The sequence below is a fragment of the Frigoribacterium faeni genome (assembly GCF_011761235.1).
In the GTDB taxonomy this organism is placed as follows: Bacteria; Actinomycetota; Actinomycetes; order Actinomycetales; family Microbacteriaceae; genus Frigoribacterium; species Frigoribacterium faeni_A.
In genome coordinates, this window is sequence record NZ_JAAOYW010000002.1 from 844003 (window position 1) to 866078 (window position 22076).

The 22076-nt window shown below is 74.4% G+C and carries 21 protein-coding genes; 8 read left to right on the top strand and 13 right to left on the bottom strand.

Annotated features, from left to right (window positions below; translation table 11 throughout):
- From FHR78_RS10450 to FHR78_RS10485, 8 genes are all read right to left on the bottom strand, one after another.
- Entirely contained in the window at nucleotides 1-1224 is a 1224-nt protein-coding gene (locus FHR78_RS10450; protein ID WP_166760417.1) for a ferrochelatase, read from the bottom strand.
- Entirely contained in the window at nucleotides 1221-2006 is a 786-nt protein-coding gene (gene hemQ / locus FHR78_RS10455; RefSeq protein ID WP_166760418.1) for a hydrogen peroxide-dependent heme synthase, read from the bottom strand. The genes FHR78_RS10450 and hemQ overlap by 4 nt, the downstream gene beginning before the upstream one ends.
- A 77-nt stretch (nucleotides 2007-2083) precedes the next feature.
- Nucleotides 2084-2311: a DUF3618 domain-containing protein gene (locus FHR78_RS10460; protein WP_166760419.1), complete on the bottom strand. Its 228-nt coding sequence runs from the start codon at nucleotides 2309-2311 to the stop codon at nucleotides 2084-2086.
- A gap of 71 nt (nucleotides 2312-2382) precedes the next feature.
- A complete protein-coding gene (locus FHR78_RS10465; RefSeq protein WP_347878142.1) occupies nucleotides 2383-2832 on the bottom strand; it encodes a phage holin family protein in 450 nt (149 codons plus the stop codon).
- The gene (locus tag FHR78_RS10470; protein WP_166760420.1) at nucleotides 2829-3080 is read right to left on the bottom strand and encodes a hypothetical protein; all 252 of its coding nucleotides are present in this window, start codon (nucleotides 3078-3080) and stop codon (nucleotides 2829-2831) included. Before FHR78_RS10470 ends, FHR78_RS10465 begins: the two co-directional genes overlap by 4 nt.
- Before the next feature lie 221 nt (nucleotides 3081-3301).
- Nucleotides 3302-4699, bottom strand: coding sequence for a protoporphyrinogen/coproporphyrinogen oxidase (locus tag FHR78_RS10475; RefSeq protein ID WP_347878143.1), 1398 nt, complete (start codon nucleotides 4697-4699; stop codon nucleotides 3302-3304).
- Nucleotides 4700-4712: 13 nt separating this feature from the next.
- Nucleotides 4713-5777, bottom strand: a complete 1065-nt coding sequence (gene hemE, locus FHR78_RS10480) for a uroporphyrinogen decarboxylase (protein ID WP_166760421.1) — start codon at nucleotides 5775-5777, stop codon at nucleotides 4713-4715.
- Between the two features lie 57 nt (nucleotides 5778-5834).
- The gene (locus FHR78_RS10485; protein WP_166760422.1) at nucleotides 5835-6857 is read right to left on the bottom strand and encodes an NADP-dependent oxidoreductase; all 1023 of its coding nucleotides are present in this window, start codon (nucleotides 6855-6857) and stop codon (nucleotides 5835-5837) included.
- A gap of 164 nt (nucleotides 6858-7021) precedes the next feature.
- Between FHR78_RS10485 and FHR78_RS10490 the strand changes: the two genes are divergently transcribed.
- Complete coding sequence (locus tag FHR78_RS10490) at nucleotides 7022-8305, top strand: glutamyl-tRNA reductase (RefSeq protein ID WP_166760423.1); 1284 nt, start codon at nucleotides 7022-7024, stop codon at nucleotides 8303-8305.
- A gap of 375 nt (nucleotides 8306-8680) precedes the next feature.
- The gene (locus tag FHR78_RS10495) at nucleotides 8681-9088 is read left to right on the top strand and encodes an NUDIX hydrolase (protein ID WP_208393060.1); all 408 of its coding nucleotides are present in this window, start codon (nucleotides 8681-8683) and stop codon (nucleotides 9086-9088) included.
- A 23-nt stretch (nucleotides 9089-9111) separates the two neighbouring features.
- On the opposite strand, the gene FHR78_RS10500 is transcribed toward FHR78_RS10495, so the two are convergent.
- Complete coding sequence (locus FHR78_RS10500) at nucleotides 9112-9891, bottom strand: serine hydrolase (protein ID WP_347878145.1); 780 nt, start codon at nucleotides 9889-9891, stop codon at nucleotides 9112-9114.
- A 149-nt stretch (nucleotides 9892-10040) separates the two neighbouring features.
- Nucleotides 10041-12005, bottom strand: coding sequence for a M13 family metallopeptidase (locus FHR78_RS10505; RefSeq protein WP_166760426.1), 1965 nt, complete (start codon nucleotides 12003-12005; stop codon nucleotides 10041-10043).
- A gap of 137 nt (nucleotides 12006-12142) precedes the next feature.
- Between FHR78_RS10505 and FHR78_RS10510 the strand changes: the two genes are divergently transcribed.
- Both FHR78_RS10510 and FHR78_RS10515 read left to right on the top strand, forming a co-directional pair.
- A complete protein-coding gene (locus FHR78_RS10510; RefSeq protein ID WP_166760427.1) occupies nucleotides 12143-13408 on the top strand; it encodes a uracil-xanthine permease family protein in 1266 nt (421 codons plus the stop codon).
- The gene (locus FHR78_RS10515; protein ID WP_432207154.1) at nucleotides 13405-14736 is read left to right on the top strand and encodes an MATE family efflux transporter; all 1332 of its coding nucleotides are present in this window, start codon (nucleotides 13405-13407) and stop codon (nucleotides 14734-14736) included. The genes FHR78_RS10510 and FHR78_RS10515 overlap by 4 nt, the downstream gene beginning before the upstream one ends.
- A gap of 211 nt (nucleotides 14737-14947) precedes the next feature.
- Here the strand turns inward: FHR78_RS10515 and FHR78_RS10520 are convergent, their stop codons facing one another.
- Nucleotides 14948-16015, bottom strand: coding sequence for a LacI family DNA-binding transcriptional regulator (locus FHR78_RS10520; protein ID WP_166760428.1), 1068 nt, complete (start codon nucleotides 16013-16015; stop codon nucleotides 14948-14950).
- Between the two features lie 142 nt (nucleotides 16016-16157).
- On the opposite strand from FHR78_RS10520, the gene nucS reads away from it, so the two are divergent.
- The 3 genes from nucS to FHR78_RS10535 all read left to right on the top strand — a co-directional run bounded on the left by nucS (nucleotide 16158) and on the right by FHR78_RS10535 (nucleotide 18880).
- Nucleotides 16158-16853: an endonuclease NucS gene (gene nucS / locus FHR78_RS10525; protein WP_166760429.1), complete on the top strand. Its 696-nt coding sequence runs from the start codon at nucleotides 16158-16160 to the stop codon at nucleotides 16851-16853.
- 63 nt (nucleotides 16854-16916) lie between these two features.
- Nucleotides 16917-17606: an HAD hydrolase-like protein gene (locus tag FHR78_RS10530; protein WP_166760430.1), complete on the top strand. Its 690-nt coding sequence runs from the start codon at nucleotides 16917-16919 to the stop codon at nucleotides 17604-17606.
- Nucleotides 17603-18880 (top strand): MFS transporter, encoded by a 1278-nt coding sequence (locus FHR78_RS10535; protein WP_166760431.1) that lies wholly within the window; start codon nucleotides 17603-17605, stop codon nucleotides 18878-18880. The genes FHR78_RS10530 and FHR78_RS10535 overlap by 4 nt, the downstream gene beginning before the upstream one ends.
- A gap of 250 nt (nucleotides 18881-19130) precedes the next feature.
- Here FHR78_RS10535 and FHR78_RS10540 read toward each other — a convergent pair whose 3' ends face one another.
- Nucleotides 19131-20054, bottom strand: a complete 924-nt coding sequence (locus FHR78_RS10540; protein WP_166760432.1) for an NAD(P)H-binding protein — start codon at nucleotides 20052-20054, stop codon at nucleotides 19131-19133.
- 175 nt (nucleotides 20055-20229) lie between these two features.
- On the opposite strand from FHR78_RS10540, the gene FHR78_RS10545 reads away from it, so the two are divergent.
- Entirely contained in the window at nucleotides 20230-21144 is a 915-nt protein-coding gene (locus tag FHR78_RS10545; protein WP_166760433.1) for a cation diffusion facilitator family transporter, read from the top strand.
- Between the two features lie 91 nt (nucleotides 21145-21235).
- Here the strand turns inward: FHR78_RS10545 and FHR78_RS10550 are convergent, their stop codons facing one another.
- On the bottom strand, nucleotides 21236-21772 hold the full coding sequence (locus tag FHR78_RS10550) for a universal stress protein (RefSeq protein ID WP_166760434.1): 537 nt from the start codon (nucleotides 21770-21772) through the stop codon (nucleotides 21236-21238).
- Between the last annotated feature and the right edge of the window lie 304 nt (nucleotides 21773-22076).

Genomic DNA, 22076 nt, shown 5'->3' on the forward strand with positions numbered 1-22076 from the left:
CTACGGCACCAATCCCGAGACGGCGGGCTTGAACCCGAGGCGCACGTTCTCGCAGCAGCCGGGGCGGCAGACGTCGTACCAGGGACCGATGTCGGTGAGGTGCGGGCGGTCCTCCGCCGGCACGCCCTCGACGCGCTCGAGCACGAGGTCGACGAGGCCCGTCACGTAGTTCGGGTCGATGCCGGGGGTGGGGGTGCGGGTCGCCCAGAAGCCGTTCTTCTCGCTGGTCTCGAGCGCCTCCTCGTCGAGGTCCCACATGACCTCCATGTGGTCGCTGACGAAGCCGAGCGGCACGATGACGACGGCGCGCGTCGGGCCGCCGGCGAGGTCGTCGATGGCGTCGTTGATGTCGGGCTCGAGCCACGGCATCGAGGGCGGGCCGCTGCGCGACTGGTACACGAGCTGCCAGGGCACGGTCGTGCCGCCCTCGGCGGGGAGCTCGAGGCCGAGGGCCGCCTCGGCGGCGGCCATGACGACCTCGGCGACGGCCTTGTGCTGGGCGGCGTAGGCGCCCTCGTCGTCGAACCCGCGGGCCTCGGGGCCGCTGCGGGCCGCGTCGGTGGAGGGGATCGAGTGCGTGGCGAAGAGCACCTGCACCTCGGTCGCGAGGTCGAGGTCGGCGTTCTCGGCCTGCGCCTTGCGGAGGCCGTCGCGCACGCCGTCGATGAACGGCTGCACGAAGCCGGGGTGGTCGAAGAACTGACGCACCTTGTCGATCATGATCTTGCCCTCGAGGCCGGTGGCCTCGAGCGCCATCGCGAAGTCCTCGCGGTACTGGCGGCACGAGCTGTAGGACGAGTAGGCGCTGGTCGCGACCGCGATGAGCTTCGTGAAGCCGCGCTCGTCGGCCTCGCGCACCGCGTCGGCCATGTACGGGTCCCAGTTGCGGTTGCCCCAGATGACGGGCAGGTCGATGCCGCGGCGCGACAGCTCGCCCTCGAGGGCGGCCTTGAGCTCGCGGTTGTGCTCGTTGATCGGGCTGACGCCGCCGAAGTGGCGGTAGTGCGTGGCGACCTCCTCGAGGCGCTCCTCGGGGATGCCGCGACCACGCGTCACGTTCCGGAGGAACGGGATGACGTCGTCCTGGCCCTCGGGCCCGCCGAAGCCCGCGAGCAGGATCGCGTCGTAGTCGGTGGGCACGCTGACGTGCTCGGGCCCCTGGGCGGCCGCGGGGGTGGCCGCGCGGACGAGCTGGCCGTTGGTGATGCCGGTGGTGTCAGTCACGACAGGACCTCGATGATCTCGGTGGTGGTGATGCGACGGCCCGTGTAGAACGGCACCTCTTCGCGGACGTGTCGGCGGGCCTCGGTGTAGCGGAGGTCGCGCATGAGGTCGACGAGCTGCACGAGCTCGGGCGCCTCGAGGGCCAGGATCCACTCGTAGTCGCCGAGCGAGAAGCTGGCCACGGTGTTCGTGAGCACCGCACGGTGCTCGGACCCCTGCTTGCCGTGCTCGGCGAGCATCTGACGACGCTCGCCCTCGGGCAGCAGGTACCACTCGTAGCTGCGGACGAAGGGGTAGACGGTGAGCCAGGCCTCGGGCTCCTTGCCGCGCATGAAGGCGGGGCTGTGGTTGCGCGAGAACTCGGCGTCGCGGTGCATGCCCATCGCGTTCCAGGTGGGCAGCAGGCCGCCGAGCACGTCGGTGCGCAGCAGGCGGCGGTACGCCGACTGGATCGTCTCGGGCACCTCGCCGTGCAGCCAGATCATGACGTCGGCGTCGGCACGCAGCGCACTGACGTCGTAGAAGCCGCGCACGACGACGCCCTCGGCAGCCAGCGTCTCGACGAGCTCGTCGAGCTGTGCGACGTCGTCGAGCTCGGGCGCGTACGGGTTCTGCGGGTCGCGCCGCAGCACGGCCCAGAGCGTGTAGCCCAGGCGCTCGGCGGGTGCGTCGGCGGGGCTGGCAGCCTCCAAGGGACGGGACTCGGTGCTGTCGCCCGTGAGGGCAGCGGGGTGATCAGACGTCGGCAGCTCGGGAACTGGCGCGTCGGCGCTGTGACTCATGCCGCCATTCTCCTCCTGTGCGGGCTGGGAGCCCAACCAGGTAGCAGGCCCGTCGAGCGATCCTCGGGGCGACCCCGTCAGCGGCGCTTGACGGCCGCGACGACCACTCCCACGAGGGCCAGCGCGGCCACGCCCGCGCCCGCCGCCCACGGCACCGGGTCGCGCGAGATCGACGACTTCGCCCGGTGGCCGGCGATGCCGAGCTGCTTCGGGACGTTGAGCTTGTCCTCGAGCTCGTTGAGCGTCGCGGCGAGCTCGGCACGGGTGCGGTCGATGTGGGCCTGGATGTCGTTGCTGTCGCTCACGGGGTCTCCGATCGGTGCGTGCGGGGAAGGGGGCGCGAGCGGGGCTCGCAGGGCCTCGAGGAGGCGCCGGCTCAGACGTCGGTGACGTCGTGTCCCGGGATGGTGCCGACGCCCTTCACGGCCTTGAGGTCGCGCTTGAGGCTCGCGATGGTCTTCTCCGGCACGGCCGGGAGGCCCTTCTTGATGCTCTTGTAGCCGAGGAGAGCGAGCAGGGCCGCGACGAGCAGCAGCACGAAGGCGACGATGAGCGCCGACAGCCAGCCCGGCAGCCAGATCGCGATCAGCAGGACGATGCCGGTCAGCAGCACGCCGAGCATCGCGAAGACGAACACGAGGGCGCCGACGAGGAACCCCGCGCCGATGCCGAACGCCTTGAGCGTGCCGATGATCTCGTACTTGAGCAGCGCGAGCTCGCCCTTGACGAGATCGGTGACGAGGGTCGGGACGTCCTGCACGAGGGCGAAGAACGAGCGCGACCTCGTCCCCCGGCGCACCTTGTCGCTCCGCGTGGAGTCGGTCACTTCTTCTTCTTCCCGCCTCCGACGACCTTCACGGCCACCGTCTTCACGCCCTCGACGACGGCGTCGACCGCGTCGGCGGCGAGCCCGCCGGCGAAGTCCTCGGCCTTGACGACCTGGCGCTGCACGGCGCGGCTGTTCCACAGCTTCGACGAGTTCGCGGCGATCTGCTCGTAGCGGTCGTGGCCGGCGCGAGCGCCCAGCACGAATCCGACGGCTGCTCCGGCGACGAAGATCAGTTTGCCTCGCATGTCGCTCCATTCATGTGTGTGGGCACGGACCGGTGCCCGGCGCGCTGTCCCAATGTAGCCCGGTGCCGCCCGCCACCGCCCGGACGTGCCCGCACGTGTCCGTCCCGGGCGTCCACTTGCCCGAGATGGTCGTCCGCCGACCCCGCCGCCGACCGTTCGGGGCACATCGATCGGCCGCGCGGGGCGCGAGGGCGCGGGGCGGGGGGGGCGCGGGGCGCGGGTCAGCGGGCGACGAGCTCCGCCGCGACGCGACGCGCGTGGGCGATCACGGCGGCGAGCCCCCGACCGGCCACGGCGCCGCCGACGCGGACGACGCCGTCGGGCAGGGACGAGGAGGCGCCCGCCGCCTCCTGCGGGAGGGGCGCCGACCACTCCACCCGCGCCGCGTCCTCGACGGTGGCCGGGTCGAGCGTCAGCCCGAGCAGCACCGAGGCGTCGGCGAGCGCCGTCGAGCGCAGCTCGTCGTCGGTGGTGGCGCCCGTCACCGCCGGGGAGTCGTAGCTGAGCCGCAGCACGTGCCGCCCCGCGGCGCGCTCCGCGAGCCACGGCCACTTCGCGGTCGCGTGGGTGAGGGCCTTGGCGCGCACGCCGTCGGCGCCGGGCGCGACGAGCACGCCCGTGCCCCGGGGCGCGGCGTCGAGCCGCGGGTCGCGCAGCACGAGCGTGGCGAGGGTGATGAGCCCGGCGGCGTGGGCCGCCCGGCCGGTGAGGACGCGCCCGGCCCCGTCGCCGACGGCGAGCACGACGACGTCGGCCTCGAGGCGCTCGGGCGCACCCGACGTGCTCGACGTCGCCGCAGCACCCTGGCCGGCCGCGGCCGCGTCGCCGTTCAGCGTGACCGAGCGCCCGTCGAGCGCGGCCACGTGCGCGCCGAGCCTCACCTCGACGCCGAGGCGGTCGAGCTCGGCGACCAGCGCCTCCGCGAGGCTGGCCATGCCGCCGCGCAGCCCCGCGACCGCCGAGCCCGCCGGCGCCAGGGCCCGCACGCTGAGCACCGCGGCCGCCAGGGAGCCCTCGCGCCGCAGCGCCGCCCGCAGGCCGGGGGCGACCCGGTCGACGGAGAGCGCGTCGGGGTGGACGGAGTGGACTCCGCCGATGATCGGCGTGACGAGCCGGTCGAGCACGGCGTCGCCCATGCGCACGCGCACGAGGCCGCCGACCGAGGTCTCGTCGGCGCCGACGTCGCCCGGGGCCGCGTCGAGCCGGGCAGCCTCCGCCGTGCCGGCCGCGCCCACCACCGCGACGACGTCGTCGGCCGCGAGGTCGCCCGGGATGCCGAGCAGCCCGGTCCGCGGCAACGGGAACGCCTGGCCGCTGCCGTGCTGCACCCACGCCCCGCGCGGGTCGGGCAGCACGACGTCGTCGCCGAGGCCGAGCTCGTCGAGGTACGCCCGCACCGTGCCGCCGCGGGTGGCGAAGCTCTCGGCGCCCGCGTCGAGCGGCAGGCCGCCCACGACGTGGCGGCCGACCTCGCCGCCGAGGCGGTCGGAGGCCTCGACGAGCACCACGTCGACGCCCGCCGACGCGAGGTCGCGGGCGACGACGAGGCCGGCGACGCCGCCGCCCACCACGAGCGCGCGCCGCGTGGCCGCCCCGGAGGAGCGGGTCGCCTCGGTCACGGTCGCGCGCCTCCTACAGGGTGTGGGCGAGCGCCACGACGCGGGTCAGCACGTCGGGGTCGGTGTCGGGACCGACGCCGTGGCCCAGGTTGAGCACGTGGGCGGGGGCCGCACGGCCGCGACGGACGACCTCGCGGACGTGCGCCTCGAGCACCGGCCACGGCGCCTGCAGCATCGCGGGGTCGATGTTGCCCTGCACCGGGACGCCGCCGCCCAGGCGTCGCGACGCCTCGTCGAGGGGGATGCGCCAGTCGACGCCGACCGCGTCGACCCCGACGCCGTGCATCGCCGAGAGCACTTCGCCGCTGCCCACGCCGAAGTGGATGGTCGGCACGTCGAGGTCGGCCACGTGCGAGAGCGCCCGGGCCGAGAAGGGGGCGACGTGCTGCTCGTAGTCGGCGAGCGAGAGGCTGCCGACCCACGAGTCGAAGAGCTGGGCCGCGCTGGCGCCCGCGAGCACCTGCGCGCGGAGGAACGCCCCCGTGACGTCGGCGGCCCAGCCGAGCAGCGCCTGCCAGGTCTCGGGGTCGCTGTGCATGAGGGCGCGGGCGCGGATGTGGTCCTTCGAGGGGCCGCCCTCGACCAGGTACGCCGCCAGCGTGAAGGGCGCACCGGCGAAACCGATCAGGGGGGTGTCGCCCAGCTCGGCGACGGTGCGGGCGACCCCTTCGGCGATCGGGGCCAGCGCCTCCTGCTCGAGGGGCCGCAGCGCGGCGACGTCGGCGGGCGTGCGGATCGGCTGGTCGAGCACCGGGCCGCGGCCGGCGACGATGTCGACGCCCACCCCCGCGAGCTTGATCGGCACGACGATGTCGCTGAAGAAGATGCCGGCGTCGACGCCGTGCCGGCGGACCGGCTGCAGCGTGATCTCGCTCGACAGCGCCGGGTCGAGGCAGGCGTCGAGCATCGCGGTGCCGACGCGCAGCGCCCGGTACTCGGGCAACGAGCGGCCGGCCTGGCGCATGAACCAGACGGGCAGCACCTCGGGTCGGTCGCCGCGCAGGGCGCGGACGAGGGACGAGGAGGCGGTGCGGCCGGAGAGGAGCGGGTGCGTGTCGGGCAGGGTCACGTGCTCCATCCTCCCACCCGGCCGCTGGGCGCCCCCGGCGACCGCGGGGCGCCCCGGCGGACGGGCTCAGCCGACCTTGACCACCATCTTGCCGACGTTCTGCCCGCGCATCAGGCCGGTGAACGCGTCGAACGCCGAGTGGATGCCCTCGACGACGGTCTCGTCGTGCACGACGTCGCCGGCCGCGAGCCACGGGCCCATCTCGGCCTGGAACGCCGGGGCGACGTGGCGGTAGTTGCCGAGCGTGAAGCCCTTGAGCATGAGGCCGCGGGTCACGATGTTCGTCGTGCCCGTGATGCCGACGGGCTCGCCGGTCGCGTTGTAGCCGGCGATCGAGCCGCAGAGGGCCGCCCGGCCGCCGTCCTTGAAGGCGCCCAGCGCGGCCGACAGGTGGTCGCCTCCCACGTTGTCGAAGTACAGGTCGATGCCGTCGGGCGCGGCCTCGGCCAGCAGCTCGGCGACGTCGCCGTCCTTGTAGTTGAACGCCGCATCGAAGCCGTACTTCGAGGTGAGCAGCTCGACCTTCTCGGCGCTGCCCGCGCTGCCGACCACGCGCGACGCGCCCTTCAGCCGGGCGATCTGGCCGACCATCGTGCCGACGGCGCCCGCGGCGCCCGACACGAAGACGACGTCGCCCTCGCGGATGCCCGCGATCTCGGTCAGGCCGACGTACGCCGTCAGGCCGGTGAGGCCGAGCACGCCCAGGTAGGCGGAGAGCTCGACGCCGGGTGCGGGCTCCACGGCGCGGAACGACGAGGAGGCGCCCTGCGCGACGTCCCGCCAGCCCAGGTCGTGCTGCACCACCGTGCCGACCGGGAGGTCGTCGGCGGCGGACTCGACGACGCGGCCGATCGCGCCGCCGGTCATGGTCTCGCCCAGGGCGAAGGGCGGCACGTAGGACTTCACGTCGTTCATGCGGCCGCGCATGTACGGGTCGACCGAGAGGTACTCGTTCGCGACGCGGACCTCGCCGGCGCCGAGGGCGGGCAGCTCGACCTCGACCTCGCGGACGTCGTCGGTCGTCGGCTCGCCGTGCGGGCGGGCGACGAGCTGCCACTGGGTGCTGGTGGCGGTGGTGCCTTCGGTCATGGTGCTGCTCCTCGAGGTCGTGCGGGGCCCCGGTGATGCGGGGCCGTCCGCCAGCGTGTCACCGGGCCGCTGAACGTGCGCTCCGTGCACGGATCGACCGGGCACAGCCTCGACATCGAGGCAACCCCCGGGTTCGACTCGCACATGAGAGTTACCATTGACGCGTGCTCATCTGCCTCACGGCGTCCCACCGGAACGCCAGCTTCGACCTCCTCGAGAAGTTGAGCATCGGCGCACCCTCCGCGGCGAGCACGCTGGTCGACGCGAACGACTTCGTGGGCGGGGCCGTCGTGCTCGCGACCTGCAACCGGTTCGAGGCCTACGTCGACGTCGAGGAGCCCCTCACGGCCGCCGCCTCCGTCGCGGTCGAGGCCACGATCAGCACCATGAGCGCCGCCAGCGGCGTCGAGCCCGACGAGATGCGCGACAACGTCCGCGTCATCACCGGCGACGAGGTCGTCGAGCACCTGTTCGCGGTCAGCTCGGGCCTCGAGTCGGTCGTCGTCGGTGAGGACGAGATCTCCGGCCAGGTCCGCCGCGCCCTCGAGGCCGCCCGAACCAGCGGCACCACCTCGCGCGACCTCGAGCGCCTGTTCCAGAAGGCCTCCCAGACCTCCCGCGGCGTCAAGAACCGCACCAACGTCGGCGGTGCCGGGCGGTCGCTCGTCCGCCTCGCCCTCGAGCTCGCCTCGTCGCGCGTCACCGACTGGTCGCACGCCCGGGTGCTCATCGTCGGCACAGGGCAGTACGCCGCCACCACCGTCGCCGCCCTGCGCGACCGCGGCGCCGACGACCTGGCCGTCTTCTCGGCCTCGGGCCGCGCCTCCTGGTTCGGGCTCAAGCACGACCTGCGTCCCTTCGACGACCTGGCCGAGGCCATCTCGTGGAGCGACGTGCTCATCACCTGCACCTCGACGACCGAGCCCGTGGTCGTGCCCGAGGTCGTCGACGCGTCGCGCCGCCTCGTCATCGACCTGGGCCTGCCCCGCAACGTCGACCCGCTCGTCGCGCGCGTGCCCGGCGTCGAGCTGCTCGACCTCGAGACCATCAGCCTGCACGCGCCGATGGCCGAGCTCACCGCCGCCGACGACGCCCGCGCCCTCGTCTCGAGCGCGGCCGCCGAGTTCCACGCCGTCGCCGCCGAGCAGTCGCTCACCCCCGCCGTCGTCGCCCTGCGCCGCCACGTGTTCGACCTGCTCGACGCCGAGATCGAGCGCGCCCGCTCGCGTGGCGACTCGTCCGAGCGCACCGAGTCGGCGCTGCGGCACCTGGCGGGCGTGCTGCTGCACACCCCGTCGGTCCGCGCCCGCGAGCTCGCCCGCGAGGGCCGCGGCGAGGAGTTCCGCGACGGCCTCGACGCCCTCTTCGGCCTCACCGACACCCGCGCGGCCGTCGAGCCCGTGGCCCTGCGCCCGGCCGACGCCCCGCGCCGCAGCGACGTCGGCTAGCGCCCTCCCGTCTGGCTGACGGCGGCGCCCCGTGTGCGTCGACGTGAGCGTGCACGTCCTCTTCTACAAATGCCGACCGCGCGAGCTGCAATGCGGGAACATCCCCGTATTGCGCAGCCCCGCGCGACGATCTTGTCGGATCCTGCAGACGCGCCAGCCCCCGCGTGTACCTCAGTTTCAGCAAATGCCGACCTCGCGCGCTGCTGTACCTGCATTTCCCGTTGCTGAGCGTGCTCTCATGCGGATCTTGTCGGCATTTGCGGGGATGGCAGCTCAGAGGCGCGGAGGGCGTACGTGACGGGACCGGGCGGCGGGCGTGGGTGACGGGACCGCTCGGCGGGGACGGCAACCGGCGGCATGCCCGAGGATGGGGGCATGGACCCGATCGTCGTCAGCGCGCTCGTGCTGGTGCGTGACCGCCGCCTCCTCATGGTCACCGCCCGCGGACGCGACGTGCTCTACCTGCCCGGCGGCAAGCAGGAGGCGGGCGAGACCGGCGAGGACGCCCTCGTCCGCGAGACCCGCGAAGAGATCGGGCTCGAGCTCGACCGGTCGTCGCTGCGCGAGCTCGGCACCGTCCGGACCCAGGCCCACGGCGAGCCCGAGGGCCGCGAGGTGCACATGCGGCTCTGGTCGGCGTCGCCCGTCGACGACCGCGCCGAGCCCGCTCCCTCGGGCGAGATCGGCGAACTGCACTGGGTCACCTCGGCCGACGCCGACCGCTGCCCGCCCGCCGGCGTGGAGACGCTGCGCCTGGCGACCGCGCTCGGCCTCGTCGACTGAGCAGCCCGACGCTGGCCGCGCGCCTAGCGGACGTGCGCCAGCAGGTCCGCCCCGACCGCGTGCGCCGCGTCGAGCACGCGGAGGCGGTGGTCGAGGGTGAGGTCGTCGAACGCGATGGTCACGGCGTAGGCGACGCCCCCGCCCGGGCCGCGCAGCACGCCCAGCTCGGAGCGCACGCCGCGGTCGCTGCCCACGGCGTTGACGAGCTGCAGGTCGTGGTCGGTGCGGCGGTGCGAGACGGGGTCGAGCCCGAACGGAGCCGCGACGAGCGACAGGTCGACGCCGAGCGACAGCCAGCCGAGCACCCGACTGCTGACCGTCGACCCGACCACCTCGCCCTGGGCGAGCAGGGCGGTCAGCTGGGCCAGCTCGCGCGTCGTCCCGACCGCCAGCCCGGGGGCGTCGTCGGGCCCCCGCTCCGACCTGACCTCGTCGAGCAGCGCCGTGCGACGGAGGCCGAGGTCGTCGGCCCGGGCCCGGACGGCCTCGAGCCCGACCCGGCCGAGGAGCGCGTTGACGGCGGCCGGGTCGCGGAGGGCGCCCACGAGGGCGGCGGCGTCGGTGACCGCGAGCCGTCTCCGCTGCAGGTACGACCAGACTCCCCCGCCGCCCAGGGCCGAGCGGCTGCCGGGGCCGGCCGTGCGCTCGAGCTCGTCGAGCGCCCCGATCCGGCCCGACTCGATCTGCGCGCTGACCTCGATCAGCAGCAGCACCGCGCCGAGCTGCGCCACCGGCAGCACGACCTGGTCGTCGACGCCGAGCAGCTCCCTGCCGTCGTCGAGGTCGAACGCCGAGGCGGACACGCGCACCCCCTCGGCCGCGAGGTCGCCGAGCGCGACCAGCGACCGGCCGAGGCCGGCCCCCGTCGGCCGAGGCGCGTGCCGTCCGACGCGGCCGTCGTCGTCGTCCGATCGGCTGCTGTGCCTGCCGGTCCGCCCCTCGGGCACCTCGGCTACCAGATCGTGACGCGCTGCTCGGGCGGCAGCCAGAGGGCGTCCGACTCGGTCAGCTCGAAGGCGTCGTAGAAGTCGTCGATGTTGCGCACGATCTGGTTGCAGCGGAACTCGTTCGGCGAGTGCGGGTCGATCGACAGCAGCCGGATCGCCTCTTCGTCGCGGAGCTTGATCTGCCAGGCCTGGGCCCAGCTCAGGAAGAACCGCTGCGCGCCCGTCATGCCGTCGATCACGGGCGCCTCGGCGCCGTCGAGCGAGATGAGGTAGGCGTCGTAGGCGATCGAGAGGCCGCCGAGGTCGCCGATGTTCTCGCCGATGGTGAGCGCGCCGTTGACGTGGTGCTCGGGCACCTGCGCCGGGGCCAGCGCGTCGTACTGCGAGATCAGCGAGCTGGTGAGCTGCTCGAACGCCGCACGGTCGGCCGGGGTCCACCAGTCGGTGAGCTTGCCGTCGCCGTCGTACTTCGAGCCCTGGTCGTCGAAGCCGTGGCCGATCTCGTGGCCGATGACGGCGCCGATGGCGCCGTAGTTCGCGGCCGCGTCGCGGCTCGCGTCGAAGAACGGGAACTGCAGGATCGCCGCCGGGAACACGATCTCGTTGAAGCCGGGGTTGTAGTACGCGTTGATCGTCTGCGGGGTCATGAACCACTCGTCGCGGTCGATCGGCTGGCCGATCTTGCCGAGCTCGCGGTCGAAGCCGACGGCGGCCGAGGCGCGCACGTTGCCGACGAGGTCGCCGGCGTCGACCTCGAGGGCCGAGTAGTCGCGCCACTTCACGGGGAAGCCGATCTTGGGCGTGAACTTCTCGAGCTTGTCGAGGGCGCGGGCGCGGGTCTCGTCGGTCATCCACGAGAGGTCGGCGATGCTGCGGCGGTACGCCTCGACGAGGTTCTCGACCAGGACGTCCATCGCCTCCTTCGCCTCGGGCGCGAAGTGGCGCTCGACGTAGATGCGGCCGACGGCCTCGCCCATGGCGCCCTCGACGAGCGAGACGCCGCGCTTCCAGCGGGCGCGCTGCACGGGCGTGCCCGTCAGGGTGCGGCCGTAGAAGTCGAAGTTCGCCTCGACGAAGGGCGACGAGAGGTACGCCGCGAACGAGCGGACGACCTGCCAGCGCAGCCAGTCCTGCCAGGCGGGCAGGCGGTCGTCGGTCAGCAGGCCGGCCAGGCCGGTGACGAACGACGGCTCGCGCACGACGACCTCGTCGAAGACGCCGGCGGGCGCCTCGACGCCGTCGCGCCAGGCGTCGAGGTCGACGCCCTCGGCGAGCGCCGCGGCCTCGGACCAGGGCAGCAGGTTGTAGGTGGCGTCGCTGTCGCGGGTCGCGACGTTGTCCCAGTGGTGCGACGCGATCGCCGTCTCGAGCTGCATCACGCGGGCCGCGCGCTCGTCGGCGTCGTCGAGGCCGGCCAGGCCCAGCATGCGTGCGACGAAGGCGACGTAGGAGGCGCGGATCGCCTCGCTCTTCTCCTCGCGGTAGTAGGACTCGTCGGGCAGCCCGAGGCCGCCCTGCTCGACCTGCACGACGTAGCGCGTGGGGTCGCCCGGGTCGTTGTCGACGAAGAGCTGCACGAAGCTCGTGACGCCCTGCTTCTCGAAGGCGCCGACGAGGCGGAGCAGCCCGGGCACGTCGTCGACGGAGGCGACCGTCTCGAGCAGCGGGCGCAGCGGCTCGGCGCCCAGCGCCTCCACCCGGTCCTCGTCGGTGAAGCTCGTGAACAGGTCGCCGACCTTGCGGGCCTCGGTGCCCGGCTCGGCGGACTGCGACTCGTGCACGATGTCGCGCACCGCCGCCTCGGCCTCTTCGGCCAGCAGGTAGAAGGAGCCGTAGCGCGCCTTGTCGTCGGGGATCTCGGTCCGTTCGATCCACCGCCCGTTCACGTGGCGGAAGAGGTCGTCCTGCGGACGCACCCCCGGGTCGAGCTCGTCGGTGGTGATGCCAGAGGACAGCGCGTCGGTCGTCATGTCCGTCAGCCTAGGCGGGGCCGCCGACGCCGTGCCCAGGGCAGGCCGACCTGTGCAGACCGACCCGCTCCTCCCCAGGCGACGGGGAGGGACGAGCGGAAACGAGCGGGAAACAGGGCCCCGCTACAGTCGTGCCCATGGCACTCCCCTGGGCACTGCACGGCGACGGCAAGACGGTCGACTCCACCGAGATCGTCGCGCCGGAGGAGCGGCTCAGCTGGCCGCGCACCATCGGCCTGGGCGGTCAGCACGTCGTCGCCATGTTCGGCGCGACGTTCCTCGTGCCGATCATCACGGGGTTCCCGCCGAGCACCACCCTGCTCTTCTCGGGCATCGGCACGCTGCTGTTCCTCATCATCACGAAGAACAAGCTGCCGAGCTACCTCGGCTCGTCGTTCGCGTTCCTCGCCCCGATCGGCGCCGCGACCGACATCGGCGGCATCCCGCTCGCGCTCAGCGGCATCGTCGTCGTCGGGGCCCTGCTCGCGATCGTCGGCGTCGTCGTGCACCTCGCCGGCACCCGGTGGATCAACGCCCTGCTGCCCCCGGTGGTCAGCGGCGCGATCGTCGCCCTGATCGGCTTCAACCTCGCGCCCGCGGCACGGGACAACTTCGCGCTGGCGCCGCTCACCGCCGTCATCACGCTCGCCGCCGTCGTGCTGAGCGCCGTGCTGTTCAAGGGCCTGCTCGGCCGCCTGTCGATCTTCGTCGGCGTGGTCGTCGGCTACGTGGCCGCGGTGCTGCTCGGAGAGGTCTCGTTCGACGCGGTCGGCGACGCCGCCTGGGTCGGGCTGCCGACCTTCACCGCCCCTGCCTTCGACCCGGCGCAGCTGCCGATCTACCTCGGGTTCCTGCCCGTCGTGCTCGCCCTCATCGCCGAGAACGTCGGCCACGTGAAGGGCGTCGGCCAGCTCACCAAGCGCGACCTCGACCCCCTGACCGGCCGCGCCCTGTTCGCCGACGGCCTCAGCACCGTGCTCGCCGGCCTCGGCGGCGGCTCGGCGACCACGACCTACGGCGAGAACATCGGCGTGATGAGCGCCACGCGCGTCTTCTCGACCGCCGCCTACTGGGTCGCGGGCGTCGTGGCGATCCTGCTCGGCCTCTCGCCCAAGATCGGCGCCGTCATCTTCACCATCCCGCCGGGGGTGCTCGGCGGCGTGACGACCGCGCTCTACGGCCTGATCGGGGTCATCGGCATCCGGATCTGGGTCGAGAACAGGGTCGACTTCAGCCGCCCGAAGAACCAGCTGACGGCCGGCGTCGCCCTGATCATGGGGATCGCGAACTTCACCTTCGCAGTCGGCGGCGCGAGCTTCGGCGGCATCATCCTCGGCACCGTCGCGGCGATCGTCGTCTACCACCTGATGACCGCGGTCGGCCGCCTCCGCGGCACCGACTGAGCGTGCGCCTCCGGTCGCCCCTCGACCGCGAGATCCTCCGCCTGGCCGTGCCCGCGCTGGGCGCGCTCGTGGCCGAGCCGTTGTTCCTGCTCACCGACACCGCCCTCGTCGGCCACCTCGGGTCAGCGCCCCTCGCCGGGCTGGGCGTCGCGAGCGTGATCCTGCAGACGGCGCTGGGCCTGCTGATCTTCCTCGCCTACGCGACGACGCCGACCGTGGCGCGGCGCCTGGGAGCGGGCGACCGTCGCGGGGCGATCCGCGCCGGCGTCGACGGTCTCTGGTTCGCGCTCTTCGTCGGGGTCGCCCTCGCGGTCGTGGGGGCGTTCGCCGCCGGGCCTCTCGTCGGCCTGTTCGGGGTCGACGGCGAGGTGGCCCGGGCCGCGACCACCTACCTCTCCGTCTCGCTGCTCGGCCTGCCGGGCATGCTCGTCGTCATCGCGGCGACGGGCCTGCTCCGCGGCCTGCAGGACACCCGCACGCCCCTCATCGTCGCCGGCATCGGATTCGCGGCCAACGCCGCGCTCAACGCGCTCTTCCTCTACGCGTTCGGCTGGGGCATCGCCGGCTCGGCCGCGGGCACCGTCGTCGCCCAGTGGGGCATGGCCGCCGTCTACGTCGTCATCGCCGTCCGGGCCGCGCGCGCCGTCGGCGCCGACCTGCGGCCGGGTCTCGCCGGGGTCGGTCGGACCGCCCGCTCGGGCGCCTGGCTGCTGGTGCGGAACGCGGGTCTGCGTGCCGCGCTCGTCGCGACCGTCGCGGCCGCCGCCTCCTCGGGGGTCGCCGGGCTCGCCGTCATCCAGATCGCGCTGACCCTGTTCAGCACCCTCGCCTTCGCCCTCGACGCCCTCGCCATCGCGGGGCAGGCCATGGTCGGGCACGCGCTCGGCCAGGGCGACCGCGAGCGCGTGCGGGCGATCACCCGACGCCTCATGCTGTTCGGCGTCGGCGGCGGCGTGCTGCTCGGCGCCCTGCTCGCCGTGCTGGCCCCGGTGCTCGCGCCCGTCTTCAGCAGCGACGAAGCGGTGCGTGCACTGTTGCCGTCGGTGGTCGTCGCGATGGCGGTCGGCATCCCGCTGGCCGGGTTCGTGTTCGTGCTCGACGGGGTGCTGCTCGGCGCCGGCGACGCGCGCTACCTCGCGATCGCGAGCGTCGTCAGCGTGCTGGTCTACCTCGCGCTGCTGATCCCCGTGGAGGCGCGGGTCGGCCCCGGCACGACCGGTGCGGTCGCGCTCTGGCTCACGTTCGGCCTCGGGTACGTCGGGGCCCGGGCCGTGACGCTCGGCCTGCGGGCCCGGACCGACCGCTGGATGCTCGTCGGCGCGCGCTGACGGGTCGGCCTCCCCGGGCCGTGTCGCCCGCCCGCCCGCCCGGTCGCCCGCGCGGGCGGGGTCGCGCGCCCGTGGCGGGGTGACGATCTGCCCGAGATGGCCGGTCGGCGCCCCCGCGAGCAGCCGTTCGGGGCAGATCGATGCTCTCGCGGCAGCGTGGGGCACGCAGAGAGCGAGCGCGCGCGTGCACGAAGGCACGAGTGCACCCGCGTCAGGCGCGGGGCGGCCCCGTCGTCGAACCCGGCCGGAACACGCTCGTGAAGGTCGACCCCGTGGCGGCCTCGCCCGCGAGCAGCGCCAGCACGGCGCGCCCCGCCGCGCGGCCCTTCTCGACGGCGGGCTGCACCACCGTCGTGAGGTCGGCCGCGCGCGGGTCGTCGAGCCGCACGCCGTCGTAGCCGACGACGCTGAGGTCGCCGGGCACGCTCAGCCCGAGCTCGGCGGCCGCGGCGATGACGCCCGACGCGAGCAGGTCGCTCTGGGCGACGATCGCGGTCGGCCGCTCGGCCTCGGGCACGTCGAGCAGCTGCAGCCCGGCGCGGTGCCCCTCGCTCGTCCAGCTGCCGAGGGTCACGAGGCCGCCGGCGTCCGGGTAGACGAGGCGCGTGCCGCGCAGCCGCTCGAGGGCGGGCCAGGTGGTGCCCGCGGCGACGCGGGCGTCGGTGATCTCGCCCGTCTCGCGGCCCGGCCCGAGCTCGAGCGCGACGACGGCGACCCGTCGGTGGCCGAGATCGTGGAGGTGCTGGGCCAGCAGCCGGGACGCGCCCACGTTGTCCTCGCCGATGTCGAGCACGCCCTCCATGGGCGGGGCCTCGATCGAGACGAGCGGGATGCCCCGACGGCGCACGGTCGACACCGACTCGTCGAGGCGGGTGCTGCAGCCGAAGAGCACGAGCGCGTCGACGGGCGCGTCGAGCAGTCGGGTGTGCTCGCCCTCGGTCTCGGTGAGCAGCAGCAGGCTGTTGTCGGCCGGGCCGGTGACGTCGGCGATGCCGTCGAGCAGGGCGACGTTGATCGGGTCGCGGAACGCATTGCGCAGGGTGTCCTCGAGCACGGCGCCGACGATGCCCGAGCGGCCGCGGCGCAGCGAGCGCGCCCGGGGGTCCGGCCCGCCGTAGCCGAGCTCGGCGGCGACGGCCAGCACCCGGCTGCGCGTCTCGTCCGAGACGGGGCCGGCGCCGCTGAAGGCCAAGGAGGCGGTGCTCGCGCTGACCCCGGCGGCCCGCGCGACCGCGGCGAGGGTCGGCCTCGCGGCGACGTCGCCCTCTGCCCGGCTCATGGTGCCGCAGCCTATCCGACCGACCTCGACGCCCCCGGGGCCCGGCACGGCCGCCCGCCGACCCCACCCCACCCGGCCCAGCCCTACCCAGCCCGGCTGGCCCCGGCCCGGCCCGACCCCACCCGGCCCGTAGGATCGTCGGGTGCGTCTCGTCATTGCCCGCTGCTCGGTCGACTACGCCGGCCGGCTCAGCGCCCACCTCCCCCTCGCCACCCGCCTGCTCATGGTCAAGAGCGACGGCAGCCTGCTCGTCCACTCCGACGGCGGCAGCTACAAGCCGCTGAACTGGATGAGCCCGCCGTGCACGCTGAGCGTCCTCGAGCCCGACGCCGACCAGCAGGAGGCGGGGGTCGTCGAGCTCTGGAAGGTCACGCAGGCGAAGACCGCCGACATCCTCGTCGTGTCGATCCACGAGGTGCTGCACGACTCGTTGCACGAGATGGGCGTCGACCCCGGGCTCACCAAGGACGGCGTCGAGGCCGACCTGCAGAAGCTGCTCGCCGAGCAGATCGACCTGCTCGGCGAGGGCCACGTGCTCGTCCGACGCGAGTACATGACCGCGATCGGGCCGGTCGACATCCTCGCCCGCGACGCCTCGGGCGCGGCGGTGGCCGTCGAGCTCAAGCGCCGGGGCGACATCGACGGCGTCGAGCAGCTGACCCGCTACCTCGAGCTGATGAACCGCGACCCGCACCTGGCTCCCGTCACGGGCGTCTTCGCGGCGCAGGAGATCAAGCCCCAGGCCCGCACGCTCGCGCACGACCGCGGCATCCGAACCCTGCTGCTCGACTACGACGCGATGCGCGGCCTCGACGACTCGCACTCGCGGCTGTTCTGACGCCCGGCGGCCGGACGCCGCACCGTCGTCCCGACGGCCCGCGGCGTCCCTAAGCTGGAGCCGATGACTCCCACCTACACGGCCGTCCTGTTCGACCTCGACGGCACGATCGCCGACTCCGCACCGGCGATCACGGCCAGCCTCGCGCACACCATCGCCTCCCTCGGGCTCCCCGTGCCCGAGCACGCCGAGCTCATGGGCTGGGTCGGCCCGCCCCTGCCGCAGAGCTTCGAGGTCCGCCTCGGCCTGACCGGCGACCGCCTCGTCGAGGCGATGCGCACCTACCGCGCCCACTACCTGGCGAACGGCGCGCTCGAGGGCGAGATCTTCCCGGGCGTGCGCGACCTCCTGGCGAGCGTGCACGCGGCCGGGCTGCCGACCTCGACGGCGACGTCCAAGCCCGAGACGCCGGCGACGAAGATCCTCGAGGCGCACGACCTCGTGCGGTACCTGGACGTGATCACGGGCGCCTCCGACGACGAGGTGCGCAACACGAAGGCCGACGTCGTCGCCGAGGCCCTGCGCCGCCTCCGCGAGCGCGGCGCGGACGTCTCGCGGCCGGTGCTGATCGGCGACCGCCACCACGACGTCGAGGGCGCGGCCGAGCACGACGTGCCGACCATCCTCGTGACGTGGGGCTACGGCGAGCCGGCCGAGCACGTCGGAGCCGTCGCCGTCGCCTCCGACGTGCGCGAGGTGGCCGACCTGCTCGGGGTCGAGCTCGTGTCGGCGCCCCTGCGCGGCGCGGCGTGAGGCGGGCCGGCTCGGCGGCGGTCCGCTCCCCCGCGGCCTGGCTGCTGACCCTCGCGATCGTCCTCATCGCGCTGAACCTGCGCGGGCCCATCGTCGCCACGGCGCCGGTGCTCGGCCAGATGAGCAGCGACCTCGGGCTCAGCGCCGTGGTCGCCGGGCTGCTCACGAGCATCCCCGTGCTCTGCTTCGCCCTCGCCAGCCCGCTGGCCTCGAGCCTCATCGTCAAGGTCGGTGCCGAGCGCGCGGTCACGATCGGCCTGGCCGGCGTGCTGCTCGGCACGGTGCTGCGCGCCCTGGGCACGTCGTCGTGGCTCTACGTCGGCACGATCGTCATCGGCGTCGCCATCACCGTCGGCAACGTCGTGCTGCCCGTGATCATCCGCCGCGACTACACGCCCGACCGAGCCGGCTTCGTCACCGGCATCTACACGTCGGCGCTCAACGTCGGCTCGATGATCACGTCGCTCGCGACGGCGCCGATCGCCGCGGTCGTGGGCTGGCCGGTGGCCCTGCTCGGCTGGGGCCTGCTCGCCGTGCTCGCCGCCGTGGTCTGGGCCGTCGCCGTCGGGCCGCGGGTCGCGCTCGGCGTGGGGGCTCGTGCCGAGACCGCCGCGGTCGACGCAGGAGGCGCCTCCTCGGTGGACGTGATGACCGGCGGCATCGACGTGGTCGGGACCGCCGCCCACGAGGCGGACGCGGAGGCGCGGCGTCGGCCGCTGCTGCGCCGCTGGACCACCTGGGGCCTCACGCTCGCCTTCGCGGGCCAGGCCTTCGCCTACTACGGCCTGACGGCCTGGATGCCGACCCTGCTCGGCGACGAGGTGGGCCTCAGCCGCGGAGCCGCGGGGGCGAGCTCGTCGGTGTTCCAGGTCATGGCCGTCGTGGGCGCCCTCGGCGTCCCGCTGCTCGCGCTGCGCTGGCGGCCGTCGGCGGTGATCGCGCTGATCGGCGTGCTCTGGACGGCCATGCCGCTCGGCCTGTTCTTCGCCCCGGAGCACTGGCTGCTCTGGTCGATCTTCGGCGGCGCGGCCCAGGGCGGCGGCATCACGATCATCTTCATCGTCATCGTGCGGATGGCCACCAACGGCGACGACGCCCGGCGCCTCTCGGCCCTCGTGCAGGGCGGCGGGTACGCCATCGCCTCGCTCGGGCCGCTCGCCATCGGCGGGCTGCACGACGCCTCGGGCGGGTGGGAGCTGCCGATGGTCGGCATCTTCGTGTCGGTGCTCGTGCTCGGCGTCAGCGGCGTGCTGTCGTCGCGCCGCGTGCGCTGAGCCGGCGGGTCCCCGTCGCCGGCGGCGGGTCCGTGCGCTGAGCCGGCGGGTTCCCGTAGCCCGCGGCGGGTCCGTGCGCTGAGCGGGCGGGTTCCCGTAGCCCGTGGCGGGCGGGCGCCCACCCGCCGGGAGCTACGCGAACCCGCCGACCGGGCAGGACAGCGCGGCAGCACGGCCCGTAGGCCCGGCGCGGACCGCAGGCCCGGCGCGGACCGCAGGCCCCGCGCGGCCCGCGCGCCCCGCCCGGCCCTCAGGCCCCGCGCGGTCCGAAGAGCGTCTCGATCGTGAGCGGGTCGTGCCCGGTCAGGTCGCGCACCGCGGTCGACACCGCCGACACCTCGCCCGACGCGATCGACGTGTAGGTGCTGACCCACGCGTCGGCCTGCCAGGGCTCCGGCTGCCAGCGCTGCCGCGACGCGTACGCCTCGTCGAGGGTCTCGTCGACGAACGAGAACGGCCGCCCGAGCGCCGCGGCCAGGCGCGCGGCCGCCTCGTCGAGGGTCACCGCCTCCGAGCCCGTGAGCTCGTGCACGGCCCCGGCGTGCGCCTCGGGGTCGAGCAGCACCGCCACGGCGGCGTCCGCGACGTCGGCCCGGGCCACGGCGGCGACGCGTCCCGACCCCGCCGGCCCGCGCAGCACGCCCTGCGCGTCCGCGAACTCGGGCAGCACGTCGAGGTAGAACGAGTCGCGCAGGATCGTGACCTGCATGCCCGACGCACGCAGCGCCTCCTCGGTGGCCCAGTGGTCGCGGGCGAGCGTGAAGACGGCGTCGGGGGCCGCGCCCTGGAACGACGTGTAGACGACGTGGCCGACGCCGGCCTCGGCGGCCGAGGCGACGACGTCGAGGTGCTGGGCGCGGCGGTCGGGCGCCTCGGCGCCGGACACCATGAACAGCACGTCGACGCCCCGCAGCGCGGCGACGGTGGCCTCGTGGTCGCCGTAGCTCGCGACGGCGACCTCGGCGCCGGCCAGCTCGGGGGCCCGCGACGCGTCGCGCACGACGAGGCGCTGGGCCGCTCCGGCCTCGGCGAGCGCCGCGGCGACCCGCCCGCCCACGGCGCCGGTCGCGCCCGTGACGCCGATCAGCCGACGGCGGCCCGACGGCCCGGTCGCCCCCTCGCCGGCACCGGTCGAGGAGGGGCGGGGAGCGGAGGAGGCGCTGGTGTCGGTCATGAGGCAGCCAACGACCGCGGCGCCTCCTCTGTTCCCCCGCGGGGTGCGGCCGCGCAGTCGGGAACGATCCTCGTCATCGACTGGTCGCCGGACCTGTCGAGCGTCGGTCGCCGCCGGTAGGGTCGACGACGGCCTGCACCCGGCGGGCCGACCGGGGCGAGGCGAGGAGCGAGCGATGGGCCACGACCACGCGCACGGCCACATGGCCGCCGACGGCCGTCGGCTGCGGCTCGCCATCGGCGTCGTCGCGCTCGGCCTCGTCGCCCAGCTCGTGGGCGCCGCCCTCTCGGGCTCGCTCGCCCTGCTCGCAGACTCCGGCCACATGGCGTCCGACCTGGCCGGGCTGGTCATCGCCCTGCTGGCGACGATCGTGGCCGCGCGGCCGGCGAGCGGCCGCCAGACCTACGGCTACCGCCGCGCCGAGGTCTTCGCGGCGCTGATCAACGGGCTCGTGCTCGTCGCCGTCTCGCTGTCGGTGGCCGTCGCCGCCGTGAGCCGCCTGCTCGACCCCGAGCACCACGAGGTGCTGGGCGTGCCGATGCTCGTCGTCGGCCTCGTGGGCGGGGCGACGAACGTCGCGGCGCTGCTCGTGCTGCGCGGCGGCGCCTCCCACTCGATCAACATGCGCGGCGCTTACCTCGAGGTGCTCGGCGACCTGCTCGGCTCGGCGGCGGTCGTCGTCGCCTCGGTCGTCGTGCTGACCACCGGCTTCGCCCAGGCCGACTCGGTCGGCTCGCTGATCATCGCGGCCATGATCGTGCCGCGGGCCTGGTCGCTGCTGCGCGAGGCCGTGCGCGTGCTCTTCGGCTCGGCTCCGGGCGACATCGACCTCGCCGCGGTGCGGGCGCACATCACCGACACGGCGGGCGTGGTCTCCGCCCACGACGTGCACGCGTGGCAGATCACCAGCGGCGCGACCGTCTTCTCGGCGCACGTCGTCGTCGAGCGCGACGTCTTCTGCGACATGAAGGTCGACGAGACCCTCGACGCCCTCGACCGCTGCCTGGCGTCGCACTTCGAGGTCGAGCACGCGACGTTCCAGCTCGAGCCGGCCGACCACGCCGAGCACGAGCGCACGACGCACGACTGAGCGCGGGCGCGGCCGACGAGGGCAGGGCGGTCGACGGCGGGCGCGGCCGACGACGGCGGGCCGGGAGGGGCGACGAGCCCGAGGAGGCCCCCTACAGCTCGTCCTCCCACGGCAGCACCTGCGAGCGCGGCACGGGTGCGAGCGGCACGACGACCACCGGTCGCTTCTGACGGTGGCTGAGGTGCAGGGCGACGCTGCCGGCGAAGAACTCCCGCAGGCTGCCGCGCAGGCCCGCCTCCCGGCTGCCGACCACGATCATGGGAGCGTCGACGGTCTCGGCGAACGTCGCGAGACCTGTCGCGGGGTCGCCCGTGAGCGCGACGAACGCGGTCGGGACGTCGTGGTCGGCGAGCACGACCAGCAGCCGCTCGCGCAGGTCGGGCTCGAAGACGACCTCGTCGGCCCAGCTGTCGGGGTCGATCGGGTACGACAGCACCGTCCCGTCGATGCTCTCGGCGAAGGCCATCCGGTCGGGCTCGACGGCCACGCAGGCGAGGCCGGTGCCGAAGCGGCGGGCGAACTCCGCGGCCCGGGCGACGACGGGCTCGGCGGTGGCGGGGACGACGCCCACGACGACCCAGCCGTGCAGCTCCTCCTCGGGGCGTCCGACGTCTCCTGACCGGGCCATGGCGACCACCTCTCCCACACCGGGCGGCGGCGGCGCCGCTGCGCGTGAGCACAGTGAACCACCGCGGCGCCCCTCGGCGCGAGGGGCTTCCGCCGGTGCCGGCACGGGGCCGTCGCGGGTGCAGGTGCCGACGCGGGGGCGGGGTCCCGCTCTCCCGCTGTTCCGTCACGTGACGGAACAGGTCCGACACGTCCGAACCCGCCCGCTCTCCAGCTGATCCGTCACAAAACGGAACAGCCCACACACACATGGCGGAACCCGCCCCCAGCTGCTCCGTCACGAAACGGAACAGCCCCCACACACG